The organism is Mycobacterium ahvazicum (assembly GCF_900176255.2).
In the GTDB taxonomy this organism is placed as follows: Bacteria; Actinomycetota; Actinomycetes; order Mycobacteriales; family Mycobacteriaceae; genus Mycobacterium; species Mycobacterium ahvazicum.
In genome coordinates, this window is record NZ_FXEG02000003.1 from 1,190,365 (window position 1) to 1,209,228 (window position 18,864).

Sequence of the window (18,864 nt, forward strand, 5' to 3'; positions counted from 1 at the left end):
GTCTACGCCGAGGGCTCCGTCTGGTCAGCTCCGAGCGGCTCCGCCGACTCGACCTCGGCGGTTTGCTCCCATCGCGCGGTGAGCACGCCGAGTGCGCCCAGGGCCACCGCGGCGGCCGTCGAAGTCCGCAGCACCTGCGGGCCCAGCCGTATCGCGACGGCGCCGGCGCCGGTCAGCAACGCGAGCTCATCCGGCGCGATACCTCCTTCGGGACCGACCACCACGAACAGCGAGTTCGCCCCCGCCACCGCGACGTCCGCGATGCCATCGGTCGCCGACTCGTGCAGTACCGCGACGGCCGCGCCGGCGGCCACCTCGTCGCGAATCCGCTGGACCAGTGCCGCCGTCGACAACACCCCGTCGACCGGTGGGATGTAGGCCCGTCGCGATTGCCGGGCCGCCGACCGGGCTACCGCACGCCAGCGGCGCAGCCCCTTCTCGACGCGGGCGCCCTGCCAGCTGGCCACGCAGCGGGCCGCCTGCCAGGCCAGGAACGCATCCGCGCCGGCCTCGGTGGCCAATTCGATCGCCAACTCCGAACGCTCGGATTTGGGCAGCGCCTGCACCACCGTCACCGGCGGCTTGCCGGGGTCGACGGTCCAGCGGTCCAGCACCCGGGCCCGTAAGCCGTCGCGCCCCGATTGGTCGACCACGCAGCGGGCCAGGCTTCCGGCGCCGTCGCCGAGCACCAATTCCTCGCCGGACCGGATCCGGCGCACCGTCGCGGCGTGGAATCCCTCGTCCCCGTCGACGACGGCCACCCCACCGGTGTCGGGCAGTGCTTCGACGTAGAACAGCTGAGAAATTCTAGCCACCATCTGCGGGGACCCCTCAGATCTGGCTAGCGCCCGGTGAAGGTCTCGCGCAGCCGGCTGAACAGCCCACCGCCGGCGTGCGTCGAGCGAACCTCGGGCACGTCGCGGCTGCGGCGGTTCTTCAGCTCGCGCAACAGTTCGCTGTCGTGGCCGTCGAGCCGGGTGGGGACCACCACCTCGACGTGGACGTGCAGATCGCCCCGGGGCGCCGAGCGCAGCTGCGGCATCCCGTGGCCGCGCAGCGTGATGACCGAACCCGGTTGTGTGCCAGGCGGAATGGTGATCTCGCTGGTGCCATCGAGGATGGCGTTGACGCTGAGGGTGGCGCCGAGCGCGGCGTCGACCATCGGCACCGAAACCGTGCAGTGCAGGTCGTCGCCGTCACGGACGAAGATGTCGTGGGTCTGCTCGTGCACCTCGACGTAGAGGTCGCCGGCCGGCCCTCCCCCGGGCCCGACCTCACCCTGGGCGGCGAGCCTGACCCGCATGCCGTCGCCGACACCGGCGGGAATCTTGACGCTGATCTCGCGGCGGGCCCGCACCCGGCCGTCGCCCATGCACTGATGGCACGGGTCGGGGATGACCACGCCGACGCCGCGACAGGTGGGGCACGGTCGCGCCGTCACCATCTGACCCAGCAGCGAGCGCTGCACCGATTGCACCTCGCCGCGGCCACCGCAGGTGTCGCAGGGGATCGGCGCGGAGTCGCCGTTGGTGCCCTTGCCCTGGCAGCGGTCGCACAGCACCGCGGTGTCGACGGTGACCTGTTTGGTCACGCCGGTCGCGCACTCCTCGAGGTCCAGCCGCATCCGCAGCAGCGAGTCCGAGCCAGGCCGGACCCGGCCGATCGGACCGCGCGACGTCCCGCCCCCGCTGAAGCCGCCGCCGAAGAACGCCTCGAACACATCACCCAGGCCGCCGAACCCGCCGAACCCGCCGCCGGCGGCAGCGTTCTCCAGCGGATCGCCGCCGAGGTCGACGATCCGGCGTTTCTCGGGATCGCTCAGCACTTCGTAGGCGGCGCTGATCTCCTTGAACTTGGCCTGCGCAGCCTCGTCAGGGTTGACGTCCGGATGCAGTTCGCGCGCCAGCTTTCGGTATGCGCGTTTAATCTCCGCGTCGCCGGCGTTTTTGCTCACGCCCAGCAGCCCGTAATAGTCGCGTGCCACGCCTGACCTTTCTGGGCCTTTTTAAGGCCGATTTACCACGTGTGTCCACAAACCTGATGGTGCGCGATCATCGAGCACCCAGGACTTCGCCAATATAAAGAGCAACCGCGGCCACGCTGGCGATAGTTCCCGGATAGTCCATTCGGGTGGGCCCCAGCACCCCCATCCCGCCGTACACGGTGTCCATGGTGCCGTACGCGGTCGACACCATCGAAGTGCCCGCCATCTGCTCGACCGCGGTCTCGTGGCCGATGCGCACCGTCACCTTGCCCGCCTCCTGCTGAGCCGCCAGCAACCGCAGCACCACCACCTGCTCCTCGAGTGCCTCCAGGATGGAGCGCAACGAACCGCCGAAATCCGCCGAGTTGCGGGTCAGGTTCGCGGTGCCGCCCATCAGCAGGCGCTCTTCGGTGTGCTCCACCAGCGACTCCAGCAACACCGTCGCCGACCGGCCGATCGCGTCGCCCAGGCCGCCGGCGCCGCCCAGCTGCTGTGCCAGGTCTGCCACCGCGACCGAGGCCGCGGAGAGCTTCTTGCCTTCCAGCGCCTGGCCCAGGATCTCGCGCAGCTGCGAGAGCTGATGGTCGTCGATGACGTCGCCGAGCTCGACGATGCGCTGATCCACCCGGCCGGATTCGGTGATGACCACCATCAACAGCCGGGCCGGGGTCAACGCGATCACTTCCAGATGCCGAACCGTCGACGTCGACAGCGTCGGGTACTGCACCACGGCCACCTGACGGGTCAGCTGAGCCAACAGCCGCACCGCCCGGCGCAATACGTCGTCCAGGTCGACGCCGGATTCCAGGAAGCTCTGGATCGCCTTTCGCTCCGCCGACGACAACGGCTTGACGTCATCGATCCGGTCGACGAACTCGCGATAGCCCTTCTCGGTGGGCACCCGCCCGGAACTGGTGTGCGGCTGGGTGATGTAGCCCTCGGCCTCCAGCACCGCCATATCGTTGCGGATGGTGGCGCTGGACACGCCGAGATTGTGGCGCTCGACGAGCGACTTCGATCCGATGGGCTCCTTGGTCGCGACGAAGTCGGCGACGATGGCGCGCAGTACCTCGAAGCGACGCTCGTCAGCACTGCCCATCGGTTGCTACCTCCTTGATCGCGTCCATTTTACGGTCTCATACGACGCGCTGACCTCGCTGCGCGAGCATCTGCTGCGCACGTCCGGCAACTTTGCGGCTAGCCTGTTCAGCAGGTATCCGCAGGTTTTTCTAGGGCCTCGACGACGCATCGGAGAAGATCTACCAATGATTTTCAAGGGCGTACGAGAAGGCAAGCCCTACCCGGAACACGGGCTCTCCTACCGGGACTGGTCCCAGATACCCCCGCAGCAGATCCGGCTCGACGAATTGGTGACCACGACGACGGTCCTGGCGCTGGACCGGCTGCTCTCCGAAGACTCCACCTTTTACGGCGATCTGTTCCCGCACGCGGTGCGGTGGAAAGGCATCATCTACCTCGAGGACGGCCTGCATCGCGCGGTCCAAGCCGCGCTGCGGAATCGCACCGTGTTCCATGCCCGGGTATACGACATGGATGTGCCGCTGAGCCAGCAGACCCAGGGATCGGGTTCCACGTTCGGGCACTAGCCCGGTCACGTTCGTGCGTCGCCGGGTGTCGACCTAATGAGGCCCAAAACGGGTCCGCACTAGGACTATTCGGGAGGTTCGCCATGTCCCGGCTTCAGGGAGTCTCGGACCACGACGCCAGCCTGGGCGCCAAGATCGCCTTCTTCTTCACCAGGCGCAAGCTCGGGCGGATGGCCGGCCTGGAAACGGCCGGCATGCTCGAGCCGCTGCGGATGTATGCCCACATCCCCGCGTTGCTCAGCGCCATCGGCAAGCTGGAAATGGCCGAATCGAAGCTGGACATCCTGTGCCCGCGCCACCGCGCACTGGCCGAGCTGAAGGCGGCGACGACGGTGCGCTGCGAGTACTGCATCGACCTCGGTTCGCAGATCGCCCGCCGGTGGGGCATCACCGACGACGAACTGGTGGGCATGGCCGATTACCGCGACGCCGCGTGCTTCGACGACGTCGACAAGCTGATCCTGGAGTACGCCACCGCGATGAGCCGGACCCCGGTCGAGGTGACCGACGAGCTGTTCGACGCGTTGCGCGCCCACTTCGACACCCCGCAGCTGGTCGCCCTGACCCACGTCATCAATCTGGGCAATCTGCGTGCCCGGTTCAATGTCGCGCTCGGCATCGGCTCGTCCGGCTTCTCCGGCAACCGGGTGTGCGCCCTGCCCGAATCCGGCCGCGCGTGACGGCTGCACTGGCGGCACGTTTCGAGGCGGCCCGGCCACAGCTTGGCGCCATCGCCTACCGGATGCTGGGTTCGATCGACGATGCGCAGGACGCCGTGCAGGAAGCCTGGTTACGGCTGAACCGCAGCTCCGCCGAGGACATCGCCAATCTGGACGCGTGGCTGACCACCGTGGTGGCCCGCATCTGCTTGAACACCTTGCGCGACCGCCACGGTCGGCATCGCGAGGAACTCCTCGCCCGGCTGCCCGATCCGATCGTGGACCCCCAAGGCGAGTTCGACCCCGAACATCGCGCGATGCTGGCCGACGCGGTAGGGCTGGCGTTGTTCGTCGTGCTGGACACCCTGGCGCCGGCGGAGCGGTTGGCGTTCGTCCTGCACGACGTCTTCACCGTCCCGTTCGAGCAGATCGCACCCATCGTCGAGCGCACCCCGGAGGCGACCCGCAAGCTGGCGAGCCGCGCACGCCGTCGAATCCGGGACGCGGACCCGCTTCCCGACGTCGGCATCACCGCGCAGCGCGAGGCCGTCGACGCCTTCTTCGCGGCCGGGCGCTCCGGTGACTTCGCCCGGCTGGTGTCGGTGCTGCATCCCGACGTCGTGCTGCGGGGTGACTTCGGTTCCGGCGCAGGGCTTTTCCGCGCCGAGGGAGCGTCATCGGTGGCCCGGCTGGCCCGCGGCTACGCATCCCCCGAGCGCGAGGTCCGTGCGGCCACCGTCAACGGTGCGGCCGGCGCGGTCGTGTTCGTGACCGGCCGGCCCACCGCGATCATGGCTTTCGTGGTCCGCGACGGCCTGGTCGCCGCCATCGACGTGCTGGCCGACCCGGAGCGCGTCGCGAAAGCCGTGCCCGACTAGTTGACGGCGGTCGCAGCCTGCAACAACGCCAGTGCGGCGTCGTGTTGTAGCACCCAGTTGCCACCCTGCTGGACGAACACCAGTTGCTTGTTGACCGGCCCGGCGAACTTCGGACCCGCGATGGCCACCTGGGCGGCGGCCATGTTCGGTCCGGCCGGGACGATGTTCGTCACGGTGAAGGTCTCCGGGAAGTTGCCGTTCCGGTAGGCCTTACGCAGGTCGTGGTCGGCAACGTGGCCCTCGTCGGGCGCGATGCCGTTTTCGACCAGACCGACCTTCACGGAGTAGCCCACGCCAGGATCGGTGGCCTGGATGCACAGGTTGGTCAACTGCTCGGCCGTCGGCAGCTGCTGGCCCGGCACCACCGGCGCAGGCGCGGGAGGAGGCGGGGGTTCCTGGGGCAGTGGCGCCAACGGCGCACCCACCGCGGCCAACTGCACCTCAGTCATGGGCGCTGCCACAGCAGCGATGCCGACGGCCGCGCCGCCGATGACGGCCAGCGCAGCCGCGCTCATAGCTATGGATTTCACATTTCCCCCTTTAGAGGCCCGGTCCAGGCCAACCTGACGGATGCTACTCACTGCCCGGCGGCTTGCAGCAGCTCCATCGCCGACGAGCGCGACAACATCCAGCTGCCCTGGTTGACGAACGTGACGTTCTGCATCACCGGGTTCGTCAGCTTGGGGCCGGAAACCGCGACGTCCGCCGTAACCGATCCCGCGGCGGCCGGCGCAATGTTGGTGATGGTGAACGACAACGGCAAGTCGCCGTTCTTGGCCGCCTTCTGCAGCTTCTTGTCCGCGATGTGCGCCACGGTCCCGCTGACGCCGCCTTCGACCAGGTTGCCCTTGTTCGTGAACGACACGCTGGGGTCGGCGAGGGTGTTGAGCAGTCCGGTCAGCTGGTCGGCGGTCGGAACGTCGACGGCGGGAGCCGGCAACGGCGGTGGGTCCTGCGGCAACGGGGCGCCGAAGGCGGCCAGCTGGACCGCGCTAACCGCTGGAATGGATGCGACCGAGGTGACGCCGATGGCGGCGGCGCCGACGGCGCCCAGGGCTGCCACACCCGTGACGATAGCTTTCAGAGATTTCATGATTCCCCCTTCGACGTGCAGCGACGTGACGGAATGTCACCCACACCCCCCACCTGGTGTAGATGGTGTGGTTGTGCACCTTGTGACAGATGCTACGCGGGATCGCACGGACTAATCTGTGCGCAACCTGTGTAGCAGCCCAGAATTTGGGTTCGCCGGCTAACCCGCCGAACGGCTCGCGGAGAGGGAGTCACGCAGGCTCTTCGGACGGATGTCGGGCCAGTTTTGTTCGACATAGTCCAGGCATTCGGCGCGGGTCGCTTCGCCGAAGACCACCCGCCAGCCCGTTGGGACGTCGCTGAACACCGGCCACAGGCTGTGCTGTTGTTCATCGTTGACCAGCACGAAGAAGGTGCCGTTGTCGTCGTCGAACGGGTTAGTACTCATCGCTTCTCCACCATCGTCGGGAATCGGGACAGACCAGCCGCCGGACCGACCCAGGACCCCAAAACCCGGTCCGACAACAGGCCCAGACAGCTCAGGTTCGGGAAACCGGGCCCCTGGGTGAGGCCGGAAAGGTTAGGCAGAAACAGCTTCGGGGCGACGTCGCTGACCGACAGGTCGTAGCCGATCCCCTCCTGCAGGCGATCGGACGCCAGCGGTCCACCCAGACCCAGCTCGAGCAGATCGAGCGCGTCCTGGCTGAACAGTGAGGTGAACCAGAGCGCGTCCGCGCCCGAGCCGTCGATGACGAGATCGAATCCGTGCACCGTCTCCAGGTTCTCGCTGAACCGGTTGGTGGACAGCGTCAGCCGGATCTGCCCGTCGCGGCCCACCGCGTGGGCGACCCGGCCGCGCAGGTGGTGGATGCGGTCGTCGGCCAGCAGCGCTTCCTGCACATTCGCCGAGAAGACACCGCGGTCGGTGCGGGCCAGCGCGTCGCGGCGCTCATCCAGCGTCAGGGCGGTCCAGTCGGTGGGGTCGGAGAACAACGAGTTCTCAAAGAAGCTTTCGCCCCGGGTGAACAACGTCACCTGCGGCGAGATGACCGTGATCGTCGAAACCCGGTGCCGGAAAAGCTCGTTGAGCATCGAGGCGGCCGTCTCACCACCGCCGATCACCGCGACCCGCTCGGCGTTGATGCGGTCGTGTCCGGCGGCGCGATCCCAGAACTGCGCGATCGACATCATGCGCGGGTTGCCGGGCAGCAGCGACTTCTCGGCCTGACCCGGGCCGGTGATCATCAACGCGTCCGCGTGCACGGTGGTCTCGCGGGTGTGCAGCGCCCAGCGGTCGCCCGCGATGCCGAGCCCGTCGACCTCGCCGTGCACCACGTGCATGCCGACCTGGTCGGCGACCCAGCCCAGGTATTGGCTCCATTTGCGATGCGGCGGAGCGGGTCTGCCGCGGTCGATCCACTCGGCGAACGACGCGGTCGCGATCAGATAGGACTGCCAGCTGTACCGGGTCATCAGCTCGTCGAGCTCGCCGTTGCGGCGCGGCACCAACGCCGACCGATACGGAAAGCCGACATCTTTTTCCGGGCTGGTTCCGAGCCGGTGTGCCCCGTCGGTCCAGCCGCCGCTCGCCTGCCAGTTCGCTCCGACTCCGGTGCGTTCGACGGCGATCACGTCGGGAACGTCTTGGATATCGGGGCCCATGTCGCGCAATGCCTTGGCCTTGGCGGCCACCGCCACCGCCTTGGCGCCGGCGCCGAGGATCGCCAGGGTGCTCATGTCACCACCTCCCGCAGTGATTCAATCCAAAGTTGTTGCAACGCAGAGATATCCGCGTCATCGAGAATGCCGGGCAGCGCGCGCCACTGCGCGGCCAGAACACGCTGGGAATCGAACGGCAGCACGGTGGCCATAATCGTGAGTTCGTGGCGCACCGCCACATCCGGCTCCGGCTGCGGCGACACCCCGGCCAGCAGTTCGCGCTCCAGCTTGACCACGGTGCCGCCGCCGGTGTGGGCCGCGCCCAGGTAGTTCAGCAGCACCTGCGGGCCGGGCAGCGGGGCCAGCTGTGCAGCGGTGTCTTTGCGCAGGTAGCGCAGCAGGCCGTAATCGAGTCCGTCGCCCGGGATGGCCGCCAACTGCTTCCCGACCTGCCGCGGGTCGGCCGAGGACACCCGCACCGGATAGATCGAACTGAGCAGTCCGATCGTGTCGCCGGTGTCGGTGGTGTCGTCCACCAAACTGTCTGCGCGGCCGTGGGTTTCCAGTGCCAGCAGCGGCGGCGGCGTGGCCTGGTTTCGCTGCTGGCGCCAGCGTGTCACCATCGCCGCGGTGGCGGCCACCAATAGATGCGGCAGCGGCAGCCCGGAATCCAGCAGCCGGTGGGTGGTGTCCGCATCGGCGGCGACCATCCGGACGATCAGATCGCCGGCCCGGTCGCGATTCGGATCCACCCGTCGGGCACCGAGATGGGGATCGTCCCCTTCGAGCTGCGCCGCCCAGAATCGCGTGGTGTCCAACTTCTCGGCGCGCTGAATTAGCGCCTCGGCCCAGCGCCGGTAACTGGTGTGCTCCCGGATCGGCGCGGGCGAGTGCCCGGTGGCCAAAGCCCGCAGCGCGGTGTCCAATTCGCCGAGAACGACCCGCCACGACGCCGGATCCATTGCCAACACGTGGGCGGCCAGCAGCAGAACGCTCGGTCCGGTCGGGGGGCGAAGCCAGACCCCGGCCAGCAGCACTCCGCGCTCGGGATCGAGACGTTCGACGGCCGCCGCGACGTGCCCGGGGACGGCGGCCGGCAGATCGCCGGACACGGCCACCTCGTCGACAAGGGTCGCGGTTGCCCCGGTCGGAACCAGAGTCATCGTGTCGCGGTCCAGTCGCGTGCGCAGCACTTCGTGCCCGGCGAAGATGCGGGCCAGCGCGGCAGCCAGGTGTTCGGGGCTGACGTCGGCGGGCAGCCGGATGGCTTCGGTCTGCGCCAGCCGGCGGGGTTCGCCGTATTCGTAGAGCCAGCGGCCGTTGGCCAGCACCGGCATCGGCCCGGCCGATTCGTCGATATCGCTTGCGGCAGCGTAACTCTCGGAATCGATGGCCTCCGATAATTCCCGGATGTTGACGCAGTCGAGGATCAGCCTGGCGCGCAACGCCAGACCGCGCGACCGCGCCGCCTGCACCACCGACAACGCCATGATGCTGTCCAGGCCCAGCTGCAAGAAGTCCGCGGTGACGTCGACCCGAGGTAGCTGCAGCAGCTCCGAAAGCACTTCTGCCAGTGCGGTTTCCGTCGGCGTTTCGGGTTCGGCCCAGGCGGTGCTCGCGGCGTCGGCCGCATCGAATGCGCTCAGCGCGGTTTCGTCGAGTTTGCCGTTTGCGGTCAACGGGATTTCGTCGACCCCGATGATGCGTTGCGGAATCATGTAGCGCGGCAACCGGGTAGCGAGCATGGCGCGCAACTGCGCGGTCGGCGGTGTGTGCCCGTCCGAGCTCACCACGTAGGCGGTCAGCCGCGCTCCGGTCTGCAGGCGCCGCACCAGAACACCGGCGTGCCGGACCGCGGGGTGCGACTCGAGTGCGGCGGCGATCTCACCCGGCTCGACCCGATAGCCGCGGATCTTCACCTGCGCGTCGGCGCGCCCCACGTACTGCAGCGAGCCGTCGATGCCCCGGCGCACCACGTCGCCGGTGCGGTACATCCGCTCGCCGGCGACGAATGGATCGGCAATGAAGCGGTGGCTGGTCTCTCCCGGGCGGCCCAGATAGCCGCGGGCCAACTGCGCGCCGGCCAGGTAGAGCTCGCCGGTCGCCCCGACGGGCACCGGGCGCAGCCCGGAGTCGAGCACGTACCCGCGGGTGTGGTGCGTCGGCCGTCCGATCGACGGCTCGTCATACTCGGCGATCGCGGCCACCACCGCCTCGACCGTGGTCTCGGTCGGGCCGTAACAGTTGTACGCGCGCAACCGGGTTCGTGCACACTCGCTGCGGATCAGGGTCCACGCGGACTTACCCAGCGCTTCCCCGCCCAGCGCCAGTACCGCCAGCGGAACCGTCGTCAGCAATCCGCAAGCGGTGAGTTGGGCGAACATCGACGGCGTGGTGTCGATCATGTCGACGCCGTGCTCGGCGATCGCGGCGACCAGAGCCTCGGCGTCGGTCTGGGTCCGCTCGTCGACGACGTGCACGCCGTGGCCGTCGAGCAGCGCGACCAGGGGCTGCCACGCCGCATCGAACGCGAACGACCACGCGTGTGCGATCCGCAACGGGCGGCCCAGCCGGGCGGCCGCGGGCCGCAACACGCTGTCCAGATGATCGTCGGCGTACGCGCCGACGGCCGCGTGAGTTCCGATGACGCCCTTGGGTTCTCCCGTCGTCCCCGAGGTGAAGACGACGTACGCGGCCTGCCCGGGGGTTACCTCGACGGCCCGGAAGTCGCGGGCCTCGCCGGTCCGCATCAGGTCTTCGTCGACGACGATCGACGCCCCGGTTTGGCGCAAAATCGACTCCACCCGCTCGGGCGGCAGCCCCGGCTCCATCGGCACGCACATCCCGCCGGCCTTGAGTACCGCGAGCATCGCGATGATGTACTCCGGGCCGCGGAAAAGCCTTATGGCCACTGGTGTTTCGGACCTCACCCCGCGCTCGGCGAGCCGGGCGGCCAGCCCGTTGGCGCGACCGTCGAGCTCGCGATAGCTCAGCGTGCCGCCCGCCCAGCTGACCGCGACGTGATCGGGCAGTGTCGCCGCGATCGCGGCGAACCGGGTGTGGATGCCGGCCGCGGGCGGAGCCGCTGCGCCGGCGGCCGCGACGGCCTCGTCGTCGAAGAGCACGCTGACCTCACGCAACGGCCGATCCCAGCCCTGCAGCAGTCGCTCGGCGGTGGCCATCACCCGTCGGCCGAGCCGCTCGGCGGAGGTGACACCCAGCGCGCCGTCCAACACCTCGACCAGCACCACCAATTCGCGGCCCGCCATGTGGGCGGCGATCGCGATCGGGAAGTGTGACAAGCTCTCCAGCGCGGATGGCCGGAATGTCGCACTGCCCGCGGTCAATTCACCGCCGGCGACCAGCCCGTCCATCGGGAAATTCTCGTAAACCAGCAGGGTGTCGAACATCTCGCCCACCCCGCCCAGCGCGCGCAGCTGTGCGTGCCCGAGATAGCCGTGTTCGCGCAGCAGTGCGGCATCGCGTTGCACGGCGCGGCATTGGTCGCCCACGCCGGCGGCCGGGTCGACTTGTACCCGCATTGGCACGGTGTTGATGAACAGGCCGATCATCGTCTCGACGCCGGCAAGCTCGGCCGGCCGGCCGGAGACCGTGACGCCGAAGACCACGTCGTGGGTGTCGGTCAGCCGCGACAAAACCAGGGCCCACGCCATTTGCATCAGGGTGTTGACGGTGATGCCGCGCGACCGGGCGCCCTCGACGAGCCGCTCGGCGACGTCGGGCGCCAGCCGCAGTTCGGTGGTGCGCGGCAGGCCCGCCGACTGGCCCTCGGCCGCCTCGGCGGAGCCGAGCGCGGCGGCCAGCAGGGTGGGGCCGGAAAGCCCGGCCAGGTGTTGGCGCCAAACTTGTTGGCTGGCCTGCGGATCGCGGCTCGCAAGCCACCCGATGTAGTCCCGGTACGGCCGCGGCGCGACGGGCAGCGCCGCGGGATCTCCCCCGGCCGCGTACAGGATCATCATCTCGTTGACGAACACCGGCAACGACCATCCGTCGATCACGATGTGGTGGGCGGTGATCACCAACCGCCATTGTGGCCCAGGCAATTCGATCAATAGGAAACGGATGGCCGGCCCGCGTTCCAAATCGAACGGGCGCCGACGTTCGCCGACCTCCAGCGCCGGTAGTTCGCCGGGTGTGGCCGTGACACGTCGCCACGGCAACTCGACTCGGGACGGCACGATCTGCACCGGGCGCGCAATGCCCCGACTGAAAAAACTGGCCCGCAGGTTCGGGTGCCGGGCCAACATCTTTGTCGCACAGTCGCGTAACAGCTCCACGTCGAGTACGCCGGTGATGTCCGCGGCCATGCCGATCATGTAGGGGTCGTCGGCCGCGTCGCCTTCGACGAACTCGGTGAGCGCGCTCAGCGAATACAGGCCCTCTTGCAGGGGACTCAACGCCATCACGTCCTCGATGTCGGGTGCGACATCGGTTTTGGTCGCGGTCATGACGTCCCGTCGCGCGACGACGCCCACAGCTGCGACACGGCGGCCAGGTCGTCGGCCGACAGTCCGGACGCGGCCATCGGCTCGAAGCGGGCATCGGCCGGCGCATCGGCCTGGCCGGTGCCGGCCTCGCCTTCGCCCACAGCGTCCAGGGCGGCGGCCAACTGCGCCACGGTCGGATGCTCGAAAACCATGCGCGGGCTGACCGCCAGGCCGGCCGCGCGGGCCCGCGAGGACAGCTGAACCGACAGGATGCTGTCGCCGCCGAGGGCGAAGAAGTCGTCGGAGCGGCCGACCTCCGGCGTGGCGAGCAGTTCGGCGAATACCTTGGCCAGCGCCCGTTCGGTGTCGGTGCGCGACGGTTCGATCCGGCCGCCGGTGCTGACCGCCGGCTTCGGCAGCCCGGGCCGGTTCAGCTTGCCCGAGTCGGTCTTCGGCATCGCGTCCAGCACGGTCAGCGACGAGGGCATCATGTAGCCGGGCAGCGTCATCGCGATCGCGGCGCGCACCGCGGCCGCGAAGCCGGCCTTCCCGGCATCGTCGACGATCGGCCGTTGCGGCACCACGTATCCGGCCAGCGAGAGACCTCCGTGCACCTCCCAGGTACGGGCCGCCGCCGCGGCGACGCCTTCGGCGGCCGCCAATGCGGATTCGACCTCGGCCAGCTCGACCCGGAAACCGCGCACGTGAACCTGATGGTCGGCCCGGCCGGCGAACTCCAGCTGGCCGTCCTCGGTCCACCGGGCCAGGTCGCCGCTTCGGTACAGCCGCGAACCGGGTTCGGCCGCATAGGGATTGGCAATGAACCGCGTCGCGGTCAGCCCGGGCCGCTTCCAATAGCCACGGGCCAGCTGGTCACCGGCGTAATACAGTTCGCCGACCACACCGACCGGCACCGGGCGCAGGCCGTTGTCGAGGAGGTAGGCATCACTACCCGGGACCGGCTTGCCCACCAGCGGATTCGGCGAATTGAGCGGCCCGCGCGACACCGCACCGGAGGTCTCGGTGGAGCCGATGTTGTTCAACAGCTGGATGCCCGTATTGCCCGCACACGCGGCCACCAGGCGCTGCAGCAGCGACGTGCTCACCGGCTCGCCACCGCACACCAGCCTCGACAGGGACCGCACCACATCGGGCCGGATGTCCACCAGCGCCCGGACCAGGCTGGGCACCGCGGTCACCTGCGCCACCGAGTGCCGATCCATCAGCGCCGCCAGTGCTTCGGCGTCCCGGTGCTCGGCGTCGTCGGCGAGAATCATCGTCGCCCCGGCCGCCAGGCCGGCCAGCATCTCCATGCCGCCCTCGAGGAAGGTGATCGAGGCCTGAGCCAACCGAATGTCGTTGGCGCAGGGCGGGTAATGCCGCAACTGCCAATCCAGCCGCGCCGACATCGATCGATGCGTGCCCACCGCACCCTTCGGCTTGCCGGTCGAGCCGGACGTGAACACCAAATACATCGGGTCGTCAGGATGCGGCACCGGTAGGTCCAGACGAGCCGTGCCGTTCTCCACCACCGTGCGCACCTGCGGATCGTCCAGCGAAATGACCTCTACCCCAGGCACTTCTGGCGTGCTGGCCACAGCCTCGGCCGTCGCCAGTACCACCGGCGGCACCACGTCGTCGAGCATGAATTGCTTGCGTGCCAACGGATAGCCGGGATCGATCGGGAAGTATCCGGCACCGGCCTTCATGATGGCCACCAGCGCCACCACCATGTCGATGCCCCGCCGTGTCGAGAGCCCGACCAGCGAGCCCGGTGCCACGCCATGTTCGGCGAGCAGCGCCGCCAGGTTGTCCGAACGGCGGTGCAGCGCGGGATAATCGAGCTGCTCGCTGCCACAGCGCACCGCGATCCGGTCGGACCCCCAATTGCGGCTGGGAGCGAGCAGCTCCGGAATGGTACGGGGCCGGTCGGGTGGCGGCGGGGCACCGCGGCTCCACTCGTCGAGGATGCGGTGCTGCTCGTCGTCGTCGATCACCGCAACGTCGCGCAGGGTTTGGTCGACGTTCTCGGCGAACTCGGTGATGATCCGGGCCAGCCAGCCGGCCAGTCGCTCGATCGTCGACCGGCTGTACAGCTCGGTGCGGTAGATGACGTCGCAGTCGTATCCGGCGCCGTCACCACCGTCGGTGCCCAGGAAGTTGACGCTGAGGTCGGCGTGCGCCATGTCCAAGATCGGGTCCAGCGAGGTGCACACCGTGTCCCCGCCGTCACCGGTGGCGGGTCCCGACTCGATGACCCGGGTGGCCGGCAGGTGATCGCGCACGTGCACGACGACCTGGAACAGCGGGTTGCGCGACAGCGAGCGCACCGGGCTCACGCTGTCGACCACCCGGTCGAAGGGCAGATCCTGGTGGGCGTAGGCGGCCAGCGCCGTCTCGCGCGCCCGGGTCAGCGCCGCACGCAGCGTCGGGTTGCCGTCCAGGTCGTTGCGCAGCACCAGGATGTTGACGAAAAAACCGATCAGCTGGTCTAATTCGGCCTCGGTACGCCCGGCGACCGGGGTGCCCAACGGAATGTCCACGCCGCCACCGGCCTTGTGCAGCACCACGGCGACGGCCGTTTGCAGCAGCATGAATTCGGTGATGCCCAACTCGCGGCACACCTCGGCGAGCTTGGCGCGGGTGGCCGAGTCGATGCGGAAGGCGACGGATTCACCCGCCCCGCTGGGCACCGGCTGGCGAGCGAAGTCCGGCCGCAACCCGGTGTCCTCGGGCATCCCGGCCAACTGGCGGGTCCAGTACTCGCGCTGCTCGGCGGCGATGGCGGACTCCTGGCCGCCGGAGTCACCCAGGAACGTGCTCTGCCATGCCGCGTAGTCGGCATACTGCACCGGAAGCGGTGCCCAGGACGGAGCCTCCCCGGTCCGGCGGGCCCGGTACGCGGTGAGCACATCGGTGAACAGCACGCCCGCCGACCAGTGGTCGGAGGCGATGTGGTGGACCACGAACGACATCACATATTCGTCCTGGATGCCGTTGCGCAGCAACGCAATCCGAATCGGCCGTTCGGCGTCGAGCTCGAAGCAGTGCTGGCGCTCTTGGTCCAGCTGTTTTTGCAGCCAGGCCTCGCTGTCCTGCTCGGCACCATCGAAGGACGCGCGGCGGATCGCCACATCACCGGCCGGATTGACCACTTGGTAAGGCACGCCGTCGATTTCGACGTAGCTGGTGCGCAGGATTTCGTGACGGGCGACGACGTCGCCGATAGCGGCGATCAGCGCCTCGATATCCCACGGACCGCTCAGTTTCGCGGCGAACGGAATGTTGTTGACCCAGCTGGGCCCGTCGATACGGTAGGCGAACCAGCTGCGCAGCTGCGACGCCGACAGCGGCAACGGTTCGTCGTGCGCGGTCGCGATCAGCTTGGGTCGGGTCTCGACGAGCTCGCCGGACCCGAGTTGGTCGACCCGCTCGGCCAGCCGGCCCACCGTCCCCAGCTCGAAGACATCGCGGATACCGAGCTCCACACCGCAATCCGAGCGGATCGCGGTGACCAGTCTGGTGGCCACCAGCGAGTGGCCGCCCAAATCGAAGAACGAGTCGTCGACACCCACTCGGTCGTGGCCGAGCAGCGTGGCGAACAGCGCGGCGATGCGGCGTTCGGTGGGCGTCGTCGGGTCGCGATATTCGGCGGCGGCGGCGATCTCCGGTTGCGGCAGCGCGACGCGGTCGATCTTGCCGTGTGCGGTGATCGGGATCTCGTCGAGCACCAGGTAGCCGGCCGGCGTCATATAGTCCGGCAGAGCGGCGGCCACCCGGGCCCGGATACGTTCGACGTCAACGGATTCGGTGCCACAGTCCGGCGCCGGGGTCACATAGCCGACCAGGCTCTTGCCCAATCGGGGCAGATCCACGGCGAGCACCACCGCTTGCCCGACGCTGGGGTCCACCGAGATGGCGGCGGCGATTTCACCGAGCTCGATGCGGAAGCCGCGGATCTTCACCTGCTCGTCCGCGCGGCCGACGAATTCGATGTCTCCGTCGGCGTTGCGGCGGGCCAGGTCACCGGAGCGGTACATCCGCCCGCCCGCAGTGTTCGGGTCGGCGACGAAGCGTTCGGCCGTCAGTGCCGGCCTACGGTGATATCCGTGAGCGACATGTGTTCCGGCGATGTAGATTTCGCCGATCACGCCGACCGGGACCGGCTGCAGCGCATCATCGAGCAGATACACCTGCGTGTTGATCTTCGGCCGTCCGATCGGCACGATGCGGGTGCCTTGGGTGCCCTGCACGGGGTAGCTGGTGCAGTTGACGACCGTCTCGGTCGGTCCGTAGAAGTTGTACAGCAGCGCATCGAAGGTGGCATGGAACTTGTCGGCGATCTCGCCCGGCAGGGCCTCGCCGCCGATCGGCACCCGCCGCAGGGTGCGCCATCGGTTGACGCCGGGCAGCGAGAGAAACAGCCCGAGCAGTGAAGGCACGAAGTGCATCGAGGTGATGCCTTCGCGGCGCAGCAGTTCGGTCAGGTAGCCGATGTCGCGCAACCCGTCGGGCCTCGGAATGACCAGCCGTGCGCCCATGATCAGCGTGCCGAAGATCTCGCCCATCGACACGTCGAAGCTGGGCGAGGCGACCTGCAACAGCGATTCCGTTGCGTCGACCTGGTATTCGTCGCCGAACCAGACGAAGTACTCGGCGATCGGCGCGTGTGGAACCGGAACACCCTTGGGCAGCCCGGTCGAGCCGGAGGTGTAGATCAGGTAGGCCGTGTTGTGCGGGCTCAGTGGCCGAATCAGCTCGGGCGCGCTCACCGGGTAGTTCGACAGACCGGTAACCGGTTCGCGCAGCACCAGTTTGGCGTCCGCATCACCAAGGATGAACGTGATGCGATCCTGCGGGTAGGTGGGATCCACCGGCAGGTAGACCCCACCCGCTTTGAGGATGCCCAGCGCGGTGATGACGAGTTCGGGCGACTTGTCCAGCAGCAGCGCGACCCGGTCCTCGGTGCCGATCCCTTGGTCGATGAGCCAGTGCGCCACCCGGTTGGACTCTTCGTCGATCTCCCGGTAGCTGTAGTCGCGGCCCTCGTAGCCGACCGCGATGGCGTCGGGCGCCGAACTCGCGCGCCGACTGACCAACTCCGGCAACGTGGCCGCCGCAGTGGTGAACTCTTCGCCCGTCGACACTCGGCGCAGCCATTCGGCGTCTTCGCCGCTCATCAGCGCGCATGCCGACAGCGTCGCGTCGGGGTTGCTCAGCGCGCTGTCCAGCAGGACGACGTAGTGCCGCAACAGCTGTTCGACCAACGGGCGATCGAGCACCTCCACGAGGTATTCGGCCTCGATGAGCCCGCCGCCGTTGCCCGATCGCTGCAGCTCCACCATGAAACTCAGTGGCAGCTGGTTGAAGTGACCGCGCAACTCGGCGCGCGCGCACCGCACCCCCGGCGGGCAGAAGCCGGCGCCGTCGGCGTCTCGCTGTCCGAAGCTCACCCGGGTCATCCGGTCGGCGCCGTGGCGGCGATCGGGATTGGATTCGCGCACCAGCCAATCGAGGTCGGCGCGTGAATGTGCGAAGGCGCCCACCGCGCTGTCGCGCGTCTGGGCAAGCAGTTCGCGGAATGTCTGACGGGAGTGCGGTTGGAGCCGAATCACCACGGTGTTGCCGTAGTAGCCAATGGCATCCTCGGTCCCGACGCCGCGATTGAGCACCGGGACGGCGACCAGAAAATCGCTCGACTGCGTGTAGCGCTGGACCAGTGCCGCGAAGGCCGACATCAACACCATGTACGGGGTGGCGCCGGTTTGTCGGGCCAATTCCGCAACCCGATCGACCAGGTCGGCCGGCAACCGCGTCGTCGCGCGCTGCGCACGCCAGGTGCTGGGCACCACCGAACCGTTGGGCCCCGGAAGCTCAAGTGGCTCCGGCAGGTTCGTGATCAGGGGACGCCAGTAGTCCGCGTCCTGGTCATTTCTCGCGGCGTCGGCGAAGGCCGCCTCGACCGCGGGCGTCGGCACCGCCGGCGCGGCGGCGAATCCGTCCGGGTCGGTGTAGGCGTGCGTCAGATCGGCGAAGAACGGCGCCCATGACCCGTCGTCCCACGCGATGTGGTGGGCGGTGAACAGCAGCATCAGCTCGTCGGCCGACAAGCGCGCCACGGTGACCCGCAGCGGCGAATCCTTGGCCAGGTCGAAGGGACGGCAGAAGTCCCGCTGTGCCAGCACGTCCAGCCGCAACCGCCGCGACTGATCGGGCAGATCCGACAGATCGTGCTCGGCCCAATCCGGCCGAAGGTCTTCGCGGACCACCGGATATGGAAAGCCGTCGGCGTCGGTCTCGTAGGTCGTGTGCAGCACTTGATGCCGCGCGGCCACGGCATTGATGGCGTCCCCCAGCCGCGCTACGTCGACCGTGCCACTGACCCGGTACGAGACACAGACGTTGAGCAGCGCGCTGTCGGGGTCGACCGACTGTACGAACCACATCCGGTGCTGGCCACCGGACATGCGCGGCTCGTCGACGGTCGCCACCGGCGCCTCGGCATCGGGCCGGGTCAGGCCGCGCTCAGCGAGCTTGCGGCGCAACAACTCCAAGCGCTTTTCGTCGAGCCGGGCGCTGGCATTAATTTCAGTCACG

12 protein-coding genes are annotated in these 18,864 nt (G+C 68.6%); 3 read left to right on the top strand and 9 right to left on the bottom strand.

Going from position 1 to position 18,864, the window contains the following annotated elements:
- Positions 1-2: 2 nt before the first annotated feature.
- The 3 genes from MAAFP003_RS18295 to hrcA all read right to left on the bottom strand — a co-directional run bounded on the left by MAAFP003_RS18295 (position 3) and on the right by hrcA (position 3,083).
- The gene (locus tag MAAFP003_RS18295; RefSeq protein WP_096289132.1) at positions 3-818 is read right to left on the bottom strand and encodes a 16S rRNA (uracil(1498)-N(3))-methyltransferase; all 816 of its coding nucleotides are present in this window, start codon (positions 816-818) and stop codon (positions 3-5) included.
- A 23-nt stretch (positions 819-841) separates the two neighbouring features.
- A complete protein-coding gene (gene dnaJ, locus MAAFP003_RS18300; protein ID WP_096289134.1) occupies positions 842-1,984 on the bottom strand; it encodes a molecular chaperone DnaJ in 1,143 nt (380 codons plus the stop codon).
- A gap of 67 nt (positions 1,985-2,051) precedes the next feature.
- The gene (hrcA, locus tag MAAFP003_RS18305) at positions 2,052-3,083 is read right to left on the bottom strand and encodes a heat-inducible transcriptional repressor HrcA (RefSeq protein WP_096289136.1); all 1,032 of its coding nucleotides are present in this window, start codon (positions 3,081-3,083) and stop codon (positions 2,052-2,054) included.
- A 166-nt stretch (positions 3,084-3,249) separates the two neighbouring features.
- On the opposite strand from hrcA, the gene MAAFP003_RS18310 reads away from it, so the two are divergent.
- The 3 genes from MAAFP003_RS18310 (at position 3,250) to MAAFP003_RS18320 (ending at position 5,128) form a co-directional block, all read left to right on the top strand.
- Positions 3,250-3,591 (top strand): type II toxin-antitoxin system VapB family antitoxin, encoded by a 342-nt coding sequence (locus tag MAAFP003_RS18310; RefSeq protein WP_096289138.1) that lies wholly within the window; start codon positions 3,250-3,252, stop codon positions 3,589-3,591.
- Positions 3,592-3,674: 83 nt separating this feature from the next.
- Positions 3,675-4,271 (top strand): carboxymuconolactone decarboxylase family protein, encoded by a 597-nt coding sequence (locus MAAFP003_RS18315; protein ID WP_096289140.1) that lies wholly within the window; start codon positions 3,675-3,677, stop codon positions 4,269-4,271.
- A complete protein-coding gene (locus tag MAAFP003_RS18320; RefSeq protein ID WP_243394123.1) occupies positions 4,268-5,128 on the top strand; it encodes a sigma-70 family RNA polymerase sigma factor in 861 nt (286 codons plus the stop codon). Before MAAFP003_RS18315 ends, MAAFP003_RS18320 begins: the two co-directional genes overlap by 4 nt.
- On the opposite strand, the gene MAAFP003_RS18325 is transcribed toward MAAFP003_RS18320, so the two are convergent.
- The 6 genes from MAAFP003_RS18325 to MAAFP003_RS18350 form a co-directional block, all read right to left on the bottom strand.
- Positions 5,125-5,658, bottom strand: coding sequence for an MTB12 family secreted protein (locus tag MAAFP003_RS18325; protein WP_480212828.1), 534 nt, complete (start codon positions 5,656-5,658; stop codon positions 5,125-5,127). The two genes, MAAFP003_RS18320 and MAAFP003_RS18325, sit on opposite strands and share 4 nt — an antisense overlap.
- A gap of 47 nt (positions 5,659-5,705) precedes the next feature.
- Positions 5,706-6,221: an MTB12 family secreted protein gene (locus MAAFP003_RS18330; protein WP_096289144.1), complete on the bottom strand. Its 516-nt coding sequence runs from the start codon at positions 6,219-6,221 to the stop codon at positions 5,706-5,708.
- A 159-nt stretch (positions 6,222-6,380) separates the two neighbouring features.
- Positions 6,381-6,608 carry an MbtH family protein gene (locus tag MAAFP003_RS18335; RefSeq protein ID WP_096289146.1) on the bottom strand — a complete coding sequence of 76 codons (228 nt, stop codon included), beginning with the start codon at positions 6,606-6,608 and terminating at the stop codon, positions 6,381-6,383.
- Positions 6,605-7,897 (bottom strand): NADPH-dependent L-lysine N(6)-monooxygenase MbtG, encoded by a 1,293-nt coding sequence (gene mbtG, locus MAAFP003_RS18340; RefSeq protein WP_096289148.1) that lies wholly within the window; start codon positions 7,895-7,897, stop codon positions 6,605-6,607. The genes MAAFP003_RS18335 and mbtG overlap by 4 nt, the downstream gene beginning before the upstream one ends.
- The gene (locus MAAFP003_RS18345; RefSeq protein ID WP_096291261.1) at positions 7,894-12,288 is read right to left on the bottom strand and encodes a non-ribosomal peptide synthetase; all 4,395 of its coding nucleotides are present in this window, start codon (positions 12,286-12,288) and stop codon (positions 7,894-7,896) included. Before MAAFP003_RS18345 ends, mbtG begins: the two co-directional genes overlap by 4 nt.
- Positions 12,285-18,863, bottom strand: a complete 6,579-nt coding sequence (locus MAAFP003_RS18350) for a non-ribosomal peptide synthetase (protein WP_096289150.1) — start codon at positions 18,861-18,863, stop codon at positions 12,285-12,287. The genes MAAFP003_RS18345 and MAAFP003_RS18350 overlap by 4 nt, the downstream gene beginning before the upstream one ends.
- Position 18,864: the final 1 nt, after the last annotated feature.